The following is a 12,523-nucleotide window of genomic DNA, read 5'->3' on the forward strand; positions in this document are numbered from 1 at the left end:
TCTTGCCCGCGGCTCTGGTCTTGTCGGCGCCGATCAGTGGGACGCTTTCGGCCAGTACCGGCGGGACCGGCCGGTCCTCGGTCACGCTGACCACGCTGGGCAGTTTGGCCAGGCGGTCCAGTCCGGCTTGGTCGACGTGCAGGGGGAGCATGGGGAGGCGGGACAGTTGCTGGATCACCTGGCCGCCGGCGGCCGCGTCCGGCAGGTCGGCGCGGGTTCTGCTGACGACGTTGACTCTGATCGTGCCCGCCGCGGCCGCCCGCTCGCTCAGCCGGGGCTCGATCCAGGGCGCCGCCGGGGTGGCCTGCTGCGAGGTCGAGGCGGTGGCAGCGGTCGCAGCGGTCGCAGCGGTCGAAGCGGTCGCTGCGGGCGTCGTGGGGGAGGGCTCCGCCGCGTGGACCGGCCCGGTCGCGATCACCGTGGTCGCCAGGGCCGCGATGACACAGGATAAGACTCGTAATTTCATGACGTACCGCGCCTTACATTAAGGGCATGAGGGGTGGCCGGACGGCGGTCGGAGCCGCCATCCGGCCGAGGGAAGTCCCCGAAAAAGTCAGAGCTCAGGTGTCACGTCGGGCCGGCGCCGTTCTCATGGGTTGCCGTACTTTTTGACGAACTGGTAATACGTCCACGCCAATGCCCTGCAGTCCGGCCGGACCAGGATGAAGTAGCCGCCGCACACCTTGTCGCGCAGGGTGATGTAGAACCGGTTGTCCACATCAAGCTTTCGCGTACGGGTGTTGTCGAGGTAGTACTTGTAATGCTTCTTCCGGTTGGCTATCAGGCCGTATCCGTAGTCGTGGGAGTCACAGGCCGGCCGGAAATCGAAACTGTGAGGCTTGTCCGGGGACGACGTGCAGTGGTCGTAGTAGATGCCCCTGACCTTGAAGCCGCTGGCGGTCCGCTTCCAGTCGGGCTTGCGCCATTTGCCGCCGTGAAATGCCCAGGCCGAGCAGCCCGACTTCGTGTACCACATCCAGGTCACGGCGGTGCTGCACTTCTTCGGGTAGGACTGCGGGGGATCCACGCCGTCCGGCAGGAAGTCACTGGCCGGCGGCTCGGTCGCGTCGGGGTCGTCCAGCCCGGCCGCGCCCTCGGTCGTCCCGCCGTTGGCCGGCATGTCGGTGCCCGTGGCGGTCACCTGGGGAGCCGCGACGCCCGCCGGGAAGCTGAGCTGCCACCCGCCGTTGGTGACGGACTCGATCGACGACAGGCGTCCCACCGCGTCGTAGGCGTAGGTCCCCTGGACGGCGCCGACGCTGGGATCGCTCACGGTGCGCAGCAGGCCGTTCGGGTCGTAGGCGTAGCTCGCCTCGATCTGCGGCGCCTCGGTCCCGTAGGTGACCGCGACCTCCTTGAGCCGGCCCGCGTAGTCGCCGTTGGAGGTGCCGGAGGCCGTGGTGGTCGTGGCGTAGGTGAACTTCGTGACCGATGCGGGGTCCGTGGCGCCGGCCGGCTCCTTCACGGTGCTGACGCGGCCCTGGGTGTCGTAGGTGATCGTGGACTTGCCGAGGGCGGTGCTGCCCACATCCGTCACCCGCCAGGGGTCGGCGCTCGGCGCACCGGCCGGCCGGGCCCAGGCGTAGGTGAGCTGGAGGTCGCCGTTGTTGATCGGGGTGCCGTCGGCGGTGACGAAGGTGTCGTCGCCCGCCTCCACGGGGCCCGGATCCATCGGGATCGTCTCGATCGTCGTGGTGCGCATCGCTCCGACGTTCGCGTCCCACTTGGTGGTTTCGGTGATCTTGGATCCGTTGTCGGCCTGGTACGTCTGGATGCCGCCGCCGTCGGGGAAGGAGACGCTGCTCTTCAGGGGATAGCGCGTCGACGTCCCTCCCTCGAGCTCCGTGACGACGATGGTGCCGTTCTGGTTCTCCAGTTTCCGGTTGATCTCCCCGCCGGCGAACTCCGCCTGCCAGCCGGGCCCGAAGACGCCGAGCTCGGGGCGGGTGGCCGGGGCCGACTGCGGCCGGGCCAGATCGCCGGCGGTCAGGGCCACGCCGTGCTTACGGCTGATCGCGCCTGCGGACACGTCCAGCTCGGTGAGCTTGAAGGTCTTGGTGTCGGCGGAGTACTGGCCGGGGCCGATCTCCTGCACGTCGGCCGGCGGCGGATCGGTCAGCGCGGCGGCGGAGACGTCCGGGGCCAGGAAGGGGAGGAGCATGGCCGCGAGGGCGGCGGACAGAGGTAATCGGCGCACGTGGTGCCTCCAGGGTGAAGAGAGAAAGTGATCTGATCACCTGGAGAGTAAGTGCTGATAAATCCCTTGACAAGATATGGACAATTCCGTGGAGTGGTGCTCCAATCGCGTATGGAGCTGCGTCCCCGCTGCCATCCCCTCGTATGAAATGTGCAGGCCGCGAAGGCAGTTCGGCGAATGCTGCCGAATTTATACAGAATTTATGGCGACAGTTCGGTGGCCTGCGAAAAAAAGAGAATCGCCGGCCCGCCGGTGCTCTTCCGCGCCGACTTGGAGGTCGAAGTGCATAGGAATCAGCGGTGGCAACGCCTCGACGTCAACGAATTTCGATTTCACGGCGGCCCGTAGCGGCAGGCCGGCGCACCGCGGCGGCGCGAGAGGGCCGGACGGCACCCCGGCGAAGAGCGCCGCCGCGGGCCCGTGATCACATCGGATAGCCGGGCGTGAACTCGACCGGCAGCGACTCCAGGCTGCGCATCTGGATCGACGACCGCCACTCCAGCGACTCCGGCGGCACCGCCAGCACCACGTCGGGCAGCCGGTCGAGCAGCATCTCCACCGCGATGTGCGCGATGACCTCCGCGAGCTCCGGCGCGGGGTGCGGGCAGCCGTGCGCGCCGTACCCGAACGACATGTGCGCGTGATTGCTCACGGAGTCGCCGTAGAGGTCCGGGCGTACCTGGGGGTCGAGGTTGGCGGCGGCCAGGCCGCAGACGAGGAGGTCGCCGGCCTTGATGCGGCGGCCGCTGAGCTGGGTGTCCATGACCGGCCACCGGCCGATGGCGATCTGCCCGGGCGCCTCCTTCCACAGCACCTCGTTCAGCGCCTGGCCGATGCTGCGCCGGCCGCCCGACAGCGTCATGGCGAACCGGTCGTCCGTCAGCATGAGCTGGATCGTGTTGCCGATCCAGGTGGCCGTCGGGTCGTGGGCCGCGGTCAGGGTCAGCAGCAGGTCCTGGGTGAGCTCCTCGTCGGTGAGCCCGGCGGGGTGGGCGAGCAGCCGGGAGGGCATGTCGGGCCCCGGGTACTGCCGTTTCATCTCCAGCAGCCGGCTCATGATGGCCTGTACCCGCTGGTACGCCTCCATCGCGGCCGGCCCGCCGTTCAGGGTCGTGGCCACCTCGCCGACCAGCGCGCGGGTGTCCGGGTCCGGCAGGCCGAGCATCGAGGCGAGGACGAGCAGCGGGATCGGGTTGGCGTACTGCGCCATCAGGTCCGCCCGGCCGGAGCCGATGAAGGTGTTGATCAGCCCCTCGGCGACCCGCTCGCAGCGCGCCCGCAGCTCGAACTGGTCGGCCGCGGCGAGGGCGTCGCTGACCGCGCCCGCCCGGCGCTCGTGCGCCGCGCCCACCTCGAACAGCATGGACGGCTGGTAGGCGACGTACGCGTTGAGGGGCCAGTCGGGCGGGATGTTCTTCCACTGGTTCCAATGGCGCGAGTCGCGGACGAACAGCTTGGGATTGCTGAGCACGTAACGCAGCTCCCGGTAGCCGAGCACCAGCCAGCCGGGTACGTCGCCCTCCAGCAGGATCGGGACCACGGGGCCCTGCTTGCGCATCTCCTCGAAGGCGCGGGCGGGGTTTCGGTGGTACTCCCTGCCGTACATGGGGAAGGCGCCCTCGAACGCGCTCCGCTCAGGGACCGTGGGAGGGGCGGCGAACCAGTGGACGGGTTCGGAGGAATGCGTGGCGTCGGTCATGAGGTCACCTGCCGGGCGGAGGACAGAGCATAGAGGTGGTTGACCAGCGTGATCAGCACGGCCTTGCTGGACTCCCGCTGCCGCGCGTCGCACGCGATCAGCGGCACGTCGCTGGAGAGGTCGAGCGCGTCACGGATCTGGTCGAGCGTGTGGGTGGACTCGCCGAACCGGTTGTGGGCCACGATGAACGGCATGCCGTGGTGTTCGAGCCGGTCGATGGCGTACCAGGAGTCGGCCAGGCGACGCGTGTCCACCAGCACGACGGCGCCCAGGGTTCCGGTGAACAGGCGGTCCCACAGGAACCAGAACCGCTCCTGACCCGGCGCGCCGAACAGGTAGAGCACCAGCTCGGCGTTCAGGCTGATCCGGCCGAAGTCGAACGCCACCGTGGTGGTGGACTTCGCCTCCACCCCGCGCGCGTCGTCCACCCCGATCCCCGCCCGCGTCATGGTCTCCTCGGTGCTCAGCGGTCGTATCTCGCTGACCGATTTGACCAGGGTCGTCTTCCCCACGCCGAAGCCGCCGACGATCACGATCTTGAGTCCGGTGGTCGCGGAGCTCGGCAACGGGGTGCGCGCGACCGATTCAGAGGTTCTGGAGTCCAACGAGTACCTGCTTCAGCATGTCGGGATCGGGCAGACGCGTCGCGGCAGGCGCCGGACGCGGGTTCCTGGCGGTGATGCGTCCGGTGTCCAGCAGGTCGCACAGCAGGATGCACACGACGCTGACCGGCAGCCGCAACTCCGCCGCGATCTCCACGACCGCCGTCGGGCTCCTGCAGAGCCGGAGAATGCGGGCATGCTCGGACTGCATGCCCGGAGTGGGATCGCACTCACTCACGATCAGCGTGACCATGTCGAAGGCGTCGTCCGTCACGCTGCTGCGCCCGCCGGTCACCATGTAGAGGCGGTCCGGATTCTCGTCCTCCAGGCGCGGCGACATCAGAGCCGGCTGCTCTGCTGCGGTGCGCGGGGTGGCGCGGTCAGGTGTTCGCCGATCTGCTCCACCAGCTCGTTCATGTTGTGGCCGATGACCCCCGGATCGGCGTCCTCGCCGGCCACCACGGCGAGGTGCGCGCCCTCTCCCGCCTCCACGATGAACAGCAGCCCGCCGTGGAACTCGGTCATGGACTGCCGCAGCCCTCCCGTGCCGTCGCCGAACTCGATGGACGCGCCGTACGACAGGCTCTGGATACCGGAGGCGATCGCCGCGAGCTGGTCGGCGCGGTCCACGGTGAGCGCGGCGGTGTGGGAGAGGCGCAGGCCGTCTCTCGACAGCACCAGCGCGTACCGGGTCTGCGGGGTCCTCTCCAGGAGGTTCTCCAGCAGCCAGCCGAGTTCCTGATCTGAGCTTCTCATCGAGGTCCGTCCTCTCCAATCTGTCGTGCCCTGCTCGCCTGGTGGAAGGCCGCGAACTTGGCTGCGGCGTCGGAAGGTGGCCGCGTGGGCCGGGGCTCGGGGCCGGCGGCCGGCGCCGGCGACGTGGGTGCGGCGGCCGCGAGCGTCTGCCCCCGGCGGCGTCGCGGCAGCCCGTGCAGCTCCTCGTCCTGCTCGGGGGCCGCCGGCGGCGCGGCCTGCCGGCCGTGCGGGGCCGCCGCGGGGGAGTGCGTCACCCGCGGGGCCGGGATGTTGTGACTGATGAGCTGCTGCGGGATCATGACGACCACGCCGGTGCCGCCACGCGAGGACGGGCGGAAGGACACGGTCAGACCGTGCTTGCGGGCCAGGCAGCCGACGACCGCCAGCCCGAGCCGGGAGCCGGACAGCGTCGTGAAGTCCAGCGGCTCGGCGGACACGGCGCGCTCCGCCCGGGCCAGCGCGGCGGGGCTCATCACCAGGCCGCAGTCCTCGATCGTGATCACGATCCCCGTGCTCACCTCCTCCACGTACACGTGGACCTCTTCGGTGGGCGGGGAGAAGCTGGTGGCGTTGTCCATCAGCTCGGCGAGGGCGTGCATGACGCCCTCCGCGGCGTGCCCGGCGATCGCGACGGTGCTGACCGAGTGCACCCGGACCCGCTGGTAGGCGCTGATCCTGCCGATCGCCCCCCGCAGGATGCTCTCCATCACGATCGGCTTGGTCCAGCGCCGCCCCGACCTCGCCCCGGTCAGCAGGGCGATGCTGTCGGCGAGCCGGCCGGCCTGCGCGGTCGTGTGGTCCAGCTTCAGCAGGTCGCCGAGGGTGATCCGGTCGTGCCGGTCCTCCATCTCACGCAGGTCGGCCAGCATGCTGGTGGCCAGGGCCTGCACCCGCCCGGCGGCACTGGCGCACGCGGACGTCGTGGCGGCGCGTACCCGCTGCTCCCGGCTGACCTCGTTGACGAAGACGTACAGGAGGTGCTGCTGGGCGGTGCTCGCCGGCCGGGGGATGCCCGCGAGCACGGACTCCGCCGACATCCCCTCCCTGATCCGCGCCACCGTTCCGGGCATCGTCTCCGTGGCCATCCGGATGAGCTCCGCGTCGCCCGCGGCGAGGCGGCTGCGCAGCTGCCGGATCTGCTGGCTGCCGTACGTCGCGAACGTGACCGAACCGCACACGAGGACGGCCGCGACACCGAGGGTCCAGGCCAGGAATGTCCGGGCCGAGAGGGGGGCGGTGAGCACGGCCGTCAACGACGCGGCCCCCGTGATGACGGCCGTGGCCGCCAGGACGACCAGGGATTCCCCCAGCGGCAGGCGCGCCGCGCGGTGGCGTGTTGGTACCTGTACTGACATCGATGAGCTCCTCGTCGGCGAGTGGAGCCCGGTCATCGCGAACGCGACGCGACCGGGGCCGAACGCGCGACGACGGACCTGTTCCGGCCGATCTCCTTGATCGCTGGGCGAGCGACAAAAGATCTTACAGCACTTTACTCTGCGTCATAAGACCGCATCTGACGGCAACGCGTCAGATCCTTCCGAAACTCGACACGTTGATCAACCCTCCAGTACGGTGCCAGTTCCTATCGCCTTGACACAGGACGGGAGTCGGCTCTCCATGGCTGGTTCACTACTCGATGGCAAAGCGGCGTTGATCACGGGCGCCGGATCGGGCATCGGAGCCGCCACGGCGGTGGTGTTCGCCCGGCACGGGGCCAGGGTGGTGGTCGCCGACATCAACGAGGAGGGCGGCAAGCGCACGGTCGCCGAGGTCGAGGCGGCGGGCGGCGAGGCGGCCTTCGTGTGGGTGGACGTGCGGCGGTCCGACGCGGTCAAGGACATGGTCGACTTCACGGTCGAGCGGTTCGGCCGCCTGGACTGCGCGGTCAACAACGCGGGCGTGGACACGGCGGGCGACGGCCGGCTCCACGAGGTGGGCGAGGAAGCCTGGGACGCCTCGATCGGGGTCAACCTCAAGGGCGTCTGGTGGTGCATGAAGCACGAGCTCGTCCAGATGCTGGAGCAGGGCTCGGGCTCGATCGTCAACGTGGCCTCGGTGGCCGGCCTGGTCGGCATCGAGGCGCCCTTCGTCTCGCCGTACGTCGCCGCCAAGCACGGGGTGGTGGGGCTGACCAAGGCGGCCGCCCTGGAGTATGCGACCTCGGGGATCCGCGTGAACGCCGTGTGCCCCGGCGCCGTGCGCACCCAGATGGTGGACGACCTCATCCAGCAGGGGATCATGACGCTGGACCAGACCGCCGCCTACCATCCGGTCGGGCGGTACGCCAACCCTCCGGAGATCGGCGAGGCGATCGCCTGGCTCAGCTCCGACGCCGCCTCGTTCGTGACCGGCCTGCCCATGGCCGTGGACGGGGCCATGACCGCCCGCTGACGGGGCTGCTCAGTGGGCGGTCCAGCCGCCGTCCACCGGAAGGATCGCGCCCGTGATGTACGACGCGGCCGGGCTCGCCAGCAGGAGCGCCGCCGCGGTCAGCTCGGTCGTCTCGGCCCAGCGTCCGGCGGGGACCTGGTGGTCCAGGAAGTCGCGCACGCGGGGGTCGTCGTCGGCGCCCTCGTTCAGCGGCGTGCGGAACGGGCCCGGAGCCAGGGCGTTGACGCAGATGCCGGTGCCGGCCAGCTCGACCGCCAGGCTCCGGGTGAGCTGCACGACGGCGCCCTTGCTGGCGGCGTACCCGGCCCGGCCCGCCGCGCCCACGAGGCCCAGCGCGCTGGCCAGCGTGACGATGCGGCCGTACCCGGCGGCCCGCATCACCGGGACGGCGGCCTGGCAGGCCAGGAACGTGCCGACGACGTTGACCTCCAGGCAGCGCCGGAGGTCCGCGGCGGTGAGGTCGGCGAGCGCGCCGCGGGCCTGGACCCCGGCGCTGGTCACCAGGACATCCAGCCGGCCGTGCCGGTCGACGGCCTCGTCCACCATCCGGCGCACCCCGGCGTCGTCGGCCACGTCGCAGGCCAGCGCCAGGGCGGGACGGCCGGTGAGGGCGGTGATCCGGCCGGCCGCGCTCTCGGCGGTCTCCCGTCGCCGCCCGGCCACCGCGACGGTCGCGCCCGCCCGCGCGAGGGCGAGCGCGATGGACTCGCCCAGGCCGGACGAGCCGCCGGTGACCAGGGCGACCTGCCCGTCGAGATCGGTTCCCGGAATCATGGCTGCTCGCCCAGGTATTCGGCTCCGTTGACCCAGTTGCGGGTGAGCCAGCGCGCGGCCTCGCCGAGATCGTCGTCGCGGATGGCGGCGACGATGCGCCGGTGCTCGGCGAGGCTCTGCTCCGCTCGTTCCCGGCCGCCGAAGTAGAGCACGTCGTACCGCTTGACCAGGGGCTTGGTCTGGGCGATGAGCCGCATCAGGTGGTCGTTGGCGCAGGCCGACAGCAGCAGCGCGTGCCAGGCGTCGTCGAGCGCGGCCAGGTCGCCTCCGGTGTCGAGGGCGGCGCGCATGTCGTCGTTGAGCCGTTCGAGCCGGTCCGTGACGCCGTGGAGGGCCTGCGGCGGGGACCAGCGCAGCGCGAGCGCCTCCAGCTCGCCCACCAGCGGATAGAGCTCGCGAGCCTCAGCCGGGTCGAGGGGCGGCACGCGGAAGCCGCGCCGGGGCTCGGACACCAGGAGACCCCGGTCGGTGAGCTCCACCAGCGCCTCCCGCAGGGGAGTGCGGCTGACGCCCAGCTCGGCGGCCAGACGGACCTCGTTGACGCGCGCGGTCGCCGGGAACCGGCCGTCCAGGACGCGCGCCGTGATCTGCTCGGCCAGGTCCCGGCGGAGAGGACTCGCGTTGTCTGTCACACTCGCATCCTATTGCATGCAATCGCCAATTTCTGTATTCAGTTTCTATGAACTGCATGCAAGACGTGGACGTCGGGCGGGCGCGGGCGGAGACTCCCGGGTGCGCCCGGGTGACCCACCTCGACAACGCGGGGGCCGCGCTCCCGCCCGCGATCGTGACCGACACGGTGATCGCCCACCTGCGCGAGGAGGCCTTGCGCGGCGGCTACCGGGCGGCGGCCGAGGCCGCGCCGCGGCTCGACGCCGTACGGGAGTCCGTCGCCACCCTGCTGCACGCGCACGGCGACGACATCGCACTGACCGACAACGCCACCCGCGGCTGGCAGGCGGTGTTCTACGCCCTGCCGTTCGGTCCCGGCGATCGCATCCTGACCAGCCGGGCCGAGTACGCCAGCAACGTCATCGCGTTCCTCCAGGTCGCCGAGCGGACCGGGGCGCGCGTGGAGGTGGTCGACGACGACCCGAGCGGGCAGCTCGACGTCGAGGACCTGCGGCGCCGCCTGGACGAGCGGGTGCGGCTCATCGCCATCACCCATGTCCCCACCCAGGGCGGCCTGGTCAACCCCGCCGAGGAGGTGGGCCGGATCGCCGCGGACGCCGGCGTGCCGTACCTGCTGGACGCCTGCCAGTCGGCCGGGCAGCTCGACCTCGACGTCGAACGGCTGCGCTGCGACGCGCTGAGCGCCCCAGGCCGCAAGTACCTGCGCGGTCCCCGGGGCACCGGCCTGCTCTACGTCCGGCCCCGGCTGCGCGAACGCCTCACGCCCGCCGTCCTCGACCTGCACGCCGCCACCTGGACCCATCCGGACCGGTACGAGGTGGAGGAGACGGCGCGGATGTTCGAGACGTGGGAGCGCGACGTCGCCGCCATCCTCGGGCTGGGCGCCGCCGTCGACCACGCGCTGTCGTGGGGCCTGCCCGCCATCGAGCGGCGGGTCGGCACGCTGGCGGGGCGGCTCAGGGACGCGCTGCGGGAGGTGCCGGGCGTGCGGGTCCACGACCAGGGGGTGCGGAAGTGCGGCATCGTCACGTTCACGGTGGAGGGAAGACCCGCGGCCGAGGTCCACGGCCGGCTGGCCGCGAGGGGCGTCAACACGTCGGTCTCGCTGCGGCGCCACGCCCGCTACGACCTGCCCGCGCGCGGCCTGCCCGACCTGGTCCGGGCCTCGGTGCACTACTACAACACCGAGGAGGAGCTGCACCGGCTCGTCGAGGCGGTCGGCGGGATGAGCCGGTGACGCGCCGGCAGGGTGGTTCACCTCGGCGATGAAACGGACTATAGTCCGGCTATGGCGCGCGATAACAACGGACCGCAGTCCGATTCTGCGAGGCCGCTGGAGCTGCTGCTGAGCCGCCCGCCCAAGGAGCGGGCCGACGCCTCCCGCAACCGCGCCACCGTGCTGGACGCCGCCGCGCGGCTGTTCGCCGCGCACGGGGTCGAGGCGGTGTCCATGGACCAGGTCGCCAAGGCGGCCGGCGTCGGCAAGGGCACGCTGTTCCGGCGCTTCGGCGACAAGTCGGGGCTGGCGGCGGCGCTGCTGGACGCCCGGGAGCGGGTGTTGCAGGAGGCGATCCTGTACGGGCCGCCGCCGCTGGGGCCCGGGGCCGGGCCCGCCGAGCGCCTGGCCGCCTTCGTGGACGCCTACCTCGACTACCTGCTGGAGCACCTGGCGGTGATCCGCATGTCGGAGACCGGCTCCCCCGGCGCCCGTTACCGGATCGGGGCGTACCGGTTCTGGCACCGCCACGTGGCGATCCTGCTCGGCGGCACCCCCGACCCCGACCACTCCGCCCATGCGCTGCTCGCCGCCCTGTCGGCCGTGCACGTGACGGCGCTGCTCCCGGAGCTCGGCGAGCGGCGCATCCGCGCGGGGGTCCTCCGTCTGGCCCGCTCGCTGGGGTGACCCAGGCGTTCCCTGCCGAGAGGCGCGCTCAGGCGGCCGGCGGCGCCGCCAGGTCCCGCTTCGCCGCGCGGCTCAGCTCGTCGGCGAGGATCTCCGGCCGGCCCGCGGCCAGCCCGTCCAGGGCCGCGGCGGCCACCTGCGCCGGATCCACTTTCTGCCCCGGGTCCACGTAGGACGCCATGTCGGTGTCCATGTAGCCGACATGCACGCTGGTCACCCCGATGCCCCGCGGGGCGAGCTGCTGCCGCACCGCGTCGGTCATCGCCCACGCCGCGGCCTTGCCCGCGCTGTAGGCGCCGTAGTCGGGCACGTGCACCCACGACAGCACGGACAGGACGTTGATGATCCCGCCCCCGCCGTTCGCCTCGATGACCGGTGCGAAGGCGCGCGTGACGGCCAGCGGGCCGAAGAAGTGGGTCTCCATCTCCAGGCGGATCAGGTCGAAGTCGCCGCCGAGCAGAGTGGCGTGGGTGGAGATGCCGGCGTTGTTGACCAGCACCGTCGTGTCCGTGGCGACCCGGGCCGCCTCGGCCACCGACTCCGCGTCGGTGATGTCCAGCCGCAACGGCACCGCGCCGGGCACGTCCACCTGCCCGGGATCGCGGGCGGCGGCGTACACCTTCGCGCCGCGCTCGAGGAGCTGGGTGACGAAGTGCCTGCCCAGCCCGCGGTTCCCGCCGGTCACCACCGCGACCGCGTCCTTGAGGTCCATACCTCCAGGGTGCCCCGCTGGTCACGGCGGGAGCCGGACGGTAAAGCAAAAGGGCCCGGCGGCAGGCTGCCCCTTTGTGAGGAGCGCGTAGCAGCAGTGGCGGGGAGACCGGGTCAGGGGGGTACGTCGGCGTCCGCGCCGAGGGCCGTCGCGCAGGCCCGCCGCCTTTGCGGTCGTCGTGCCGGGCGGAGCTGTCCGGATCGCCTCAGCGAAGCGTGTCCGGCAGGATGATCACATGACGGCCGAGGACAGCAGGCGATGGAACCACAACATCCATTACCACCCCCGCATCCTGAGCTCGATCCCTGAGGGAGCCAGGCGCGCCCTCGACGTCGGCTGCGGCGAGGGGATGCTCGCCCGCGAACTCCGGCGGACCGTGCCGCACGTCACCGGCATCGACCTGCACGCGCCCAGCATCGAGCAGGCCCGCTCACACCCCGACGACGTCGGCTACGTCGTCGGCGACTTCCTCACCCACCCCTTCGAGCCCGCCTCGTTCGACGTCGTCGCCTCCGTGGCCACCCTGCACCACATGGACGCCGCCACCGGGCTGGCCCGCATGCGCGACCTGCTGCGCCCCGGCGGCGTCCTGGCCGTCGTCGGCCTCGCCCGCAGCACCATGCCCGGCGACCTGCCGCGCGTCCTGGCCGGCGTCGCCGTCGGCACCTTCCACCGCGCAGTGAAGGGCCTCTGGCAGCATGCGTCGCCCACGGTGTGGCCGCCGCCGGTGAGCTACCCGCAGATGCGGGAGCTGGCCGCCGAGATCCTGCCCGGCTCCGAGTACCGCCGCCACCTGCTGCTGCGATACAGCATCACCTGGCGCAAACCGCAGGACTGAGCCGGCGGCGCTCCGGGA

At 71.5% G+C, this 12,523-nt stretch carries 14 protein-coding genes; 4 read left to right on the top strand and 10 right to left on the bottom strand.

The window, feature by feature from the left end:
• The 7 genes from MTP10_RS40395 to MTP10_RS40425 all read right to left on the bottom strand — a co-directional run.
• Positions 1–466, bottom strand: a 466-nt coding sequence (locus MTP10_RS40395; RefSeq protein ID WP_310717101.1) for a hypothetical protein, incomplete at its 3' end; no start/stop codon positions are given.
• A 123-nt stretch (positions 467–589) separates the two neighbouring features.
• A complete protein-coding gene (locus MTP10_RS40400; protein WP_310717103.1) occupies positions 590–2,197 on the bottom strand; it encodes a phospholipase A2 in 1,608 nt (535 codons plus the stop codon).
• A gap of 424 nt (positions 2,198–2,621) precedes the next feature.
• Positions 2,622–3,896 carry a cytochrome P450 gene (locus MTP10_RS40405; protein WP_310717105.1) on the bottom strand — a complete coding sequence of 425 codons (1,275 nt, stop codon included), beginning with the start codon at positions 3,894–3,896 and terminating at the stop codon, positions 2,622–2,624.
• Positions 3,893–4,501, bottom strand: a complete 609-nt coding sequence (locus tag MTP10_RS40410) for an ATP/GTP-binding protein (protein WP_310717107.1) — start codon at positions 4,499–4,501, stop codon at positions 3,893–3,895. Before MTP10_RS40410 ends, MTP10_RS40405 begins: the two co-directional genes overlap by 4 nt.
• Entirely contained in the window at positions 4,482–4,838 is a 357-nt protein-coding gene (locus tag MTP10_RS40415; RefSeq protein ID WP_310717109.1) for a DUF742 domain-containing protein, read from the bottom strand. The genes MTP10_RS40410 and MTP10_RS40415 overlap by 20 nt, the downstream gene beginning before the upstream one ends.
• Positions 4,838–5,254 (bottom strand): roadblock/LC7 domain-containing protein, encoded by a 417-nt coding sequence (locus MTP10_RS40420; RefSeq protein WP_310717111.1) that lies wholly within the window; start codon positions 5,252–5,254, stop codon positions 4,838–4,840. The genes MTP10_RS40415 and MTP10_RS40420 overlap by 1 nt, the downstream gene beginning before the upstream one ends.
• Entirely contained in the window at positions 5,251–6,609 is a 1,359-nt protein-coding gene (locus MTP10_RS40425) for an ATP-binding protein (RefSeq protein WP_310717113.1), read from the bottom strand. Before MTP10_RS40425 ends, MTP10_RS40420 begins: the two co-directional genes overlap by 4 nt.
• A 262-nt stretch (positions 6,610–6,871) precedes the next feature.
• On the opposite strand from MTP10_RS40425, the gene MTP10_RS40430 reads away from it, so the two are divergent.
• Positions 6,872–7,645 carry a glucose 1-dehydrogenase gene (locus MTP10_RS40430; RefSeq protein WP_310717115.1) on the top strand — a complete coding sequence of 258 codons (774 nt, stop codon included), beginning with the start codon at positions 6,872–6,874 and terminating at the stop codon, positions 7,643–7,645.
• A gap of 9 nt (positions 7,646–7,654) precedes the next feature.
• Here MTP10_RS40430 and MTP10_RS40435 read toward each other — a convergent pair whose 3' ends face one another.
• Together MTP10_RS40435 and MTP10_RS40440 are read right to left on the bottom strand one after the other, a co-directional pair.
• Positions 7,655–8,419: an SDR family NAD(P)-dependent oxidoreductase gene (locus MTP10_RS40435; RefSeq protein WP_310717117.1), complete on the bottom strand. Its 765-nt coding sequence runs from the start codon at positions 8,417–8,419 to the stop codon at positions 7,655–7,657.
• Positions 8,416–9,051, bottom strand: a complete 636-nt coding sequence (locus MTP10_RS40440; protein ID WP_310717120.1) for a GntR family transcriptional regulator — start codon at positions 9,049–9,051, stop codon at positions 8,416–8,418. Before MTP10_RS40440 ends, MTP10_RS40435 begins: the two co-directional genes overlap by 4 nt.
• A 47-nt stretch (positions 9,052–9,098) precedes the next feature.
• Between MTP10_RS40440 and MTP10_RS40445 the strand changes: the two genes are divergently transcribed.
• Positions 9,099–10,289 (top strand): aminotransferase class V-fold PLP-dependent enzyme, encoded by a 1,191-nt coding sequence (locus tag MTP10_RS40445; RefSeq protein ID WP_310717123.1) that lies wholly within the window; start codon positions 9,099–9,101, stop codon positions 10,287–10,289.
• A gap of 51 nt (positions 10,290–10,340) precedes the next feature.
• Positions 10,341–10,955, top strand: a complete 615-nt coding sequence (locus MTP10_RS40450; RefSeq protein WP_310717125.1) for a helix-turn-helix domain-containing protein — start codon at positions 10,341–10,343, stop codon at positions 10,953–10,955.
• A gap of 28 nt (positions 10,956–10,983) precedes the next feature.
• Here MTP10_RS40450 and MTP10_RS40455 read toward each other — a convergent pair whose 3' ends face one another.
• Complete coding sequence (locus MTP10_RS40455; RefSeq protein ID WP_310717127.1) at positions 10,984–11,667, bottom strand: SDR family oxidoreductase; 684 nt, start codon at positions 11,665–11,667, stop codon at positions 10,984–10,986.
• Between the two features lie 235 nt (positions 11,668–11,902).
• On the opposite strand from MTP10_RS40455, the gene MTP10_RS40460 reads away from it, so the two are divergent.
• Complete coding sequence (locus MTP10_RS40460) at positions 11,903–12,505, top strand: class I SAM-dependent methyltransferase (RefSeq protein WP_310717129.1); 603 nt, start codon at positions 11,903–11,905, stop codon at positions 12,503–12,505.
• Positions 12,506–12,523 lie beyond the last annotated feature (18 nt).

This window comes from Nonomuraea sp. 3-1Str (assembly GCF_031570565.1).
Classification (GTDB): domain Bacteria; phylum Actinomycetota; class Actinomycetes; order Streptosporangiales; family Streptosporangiaceae; genus Nonomuraea.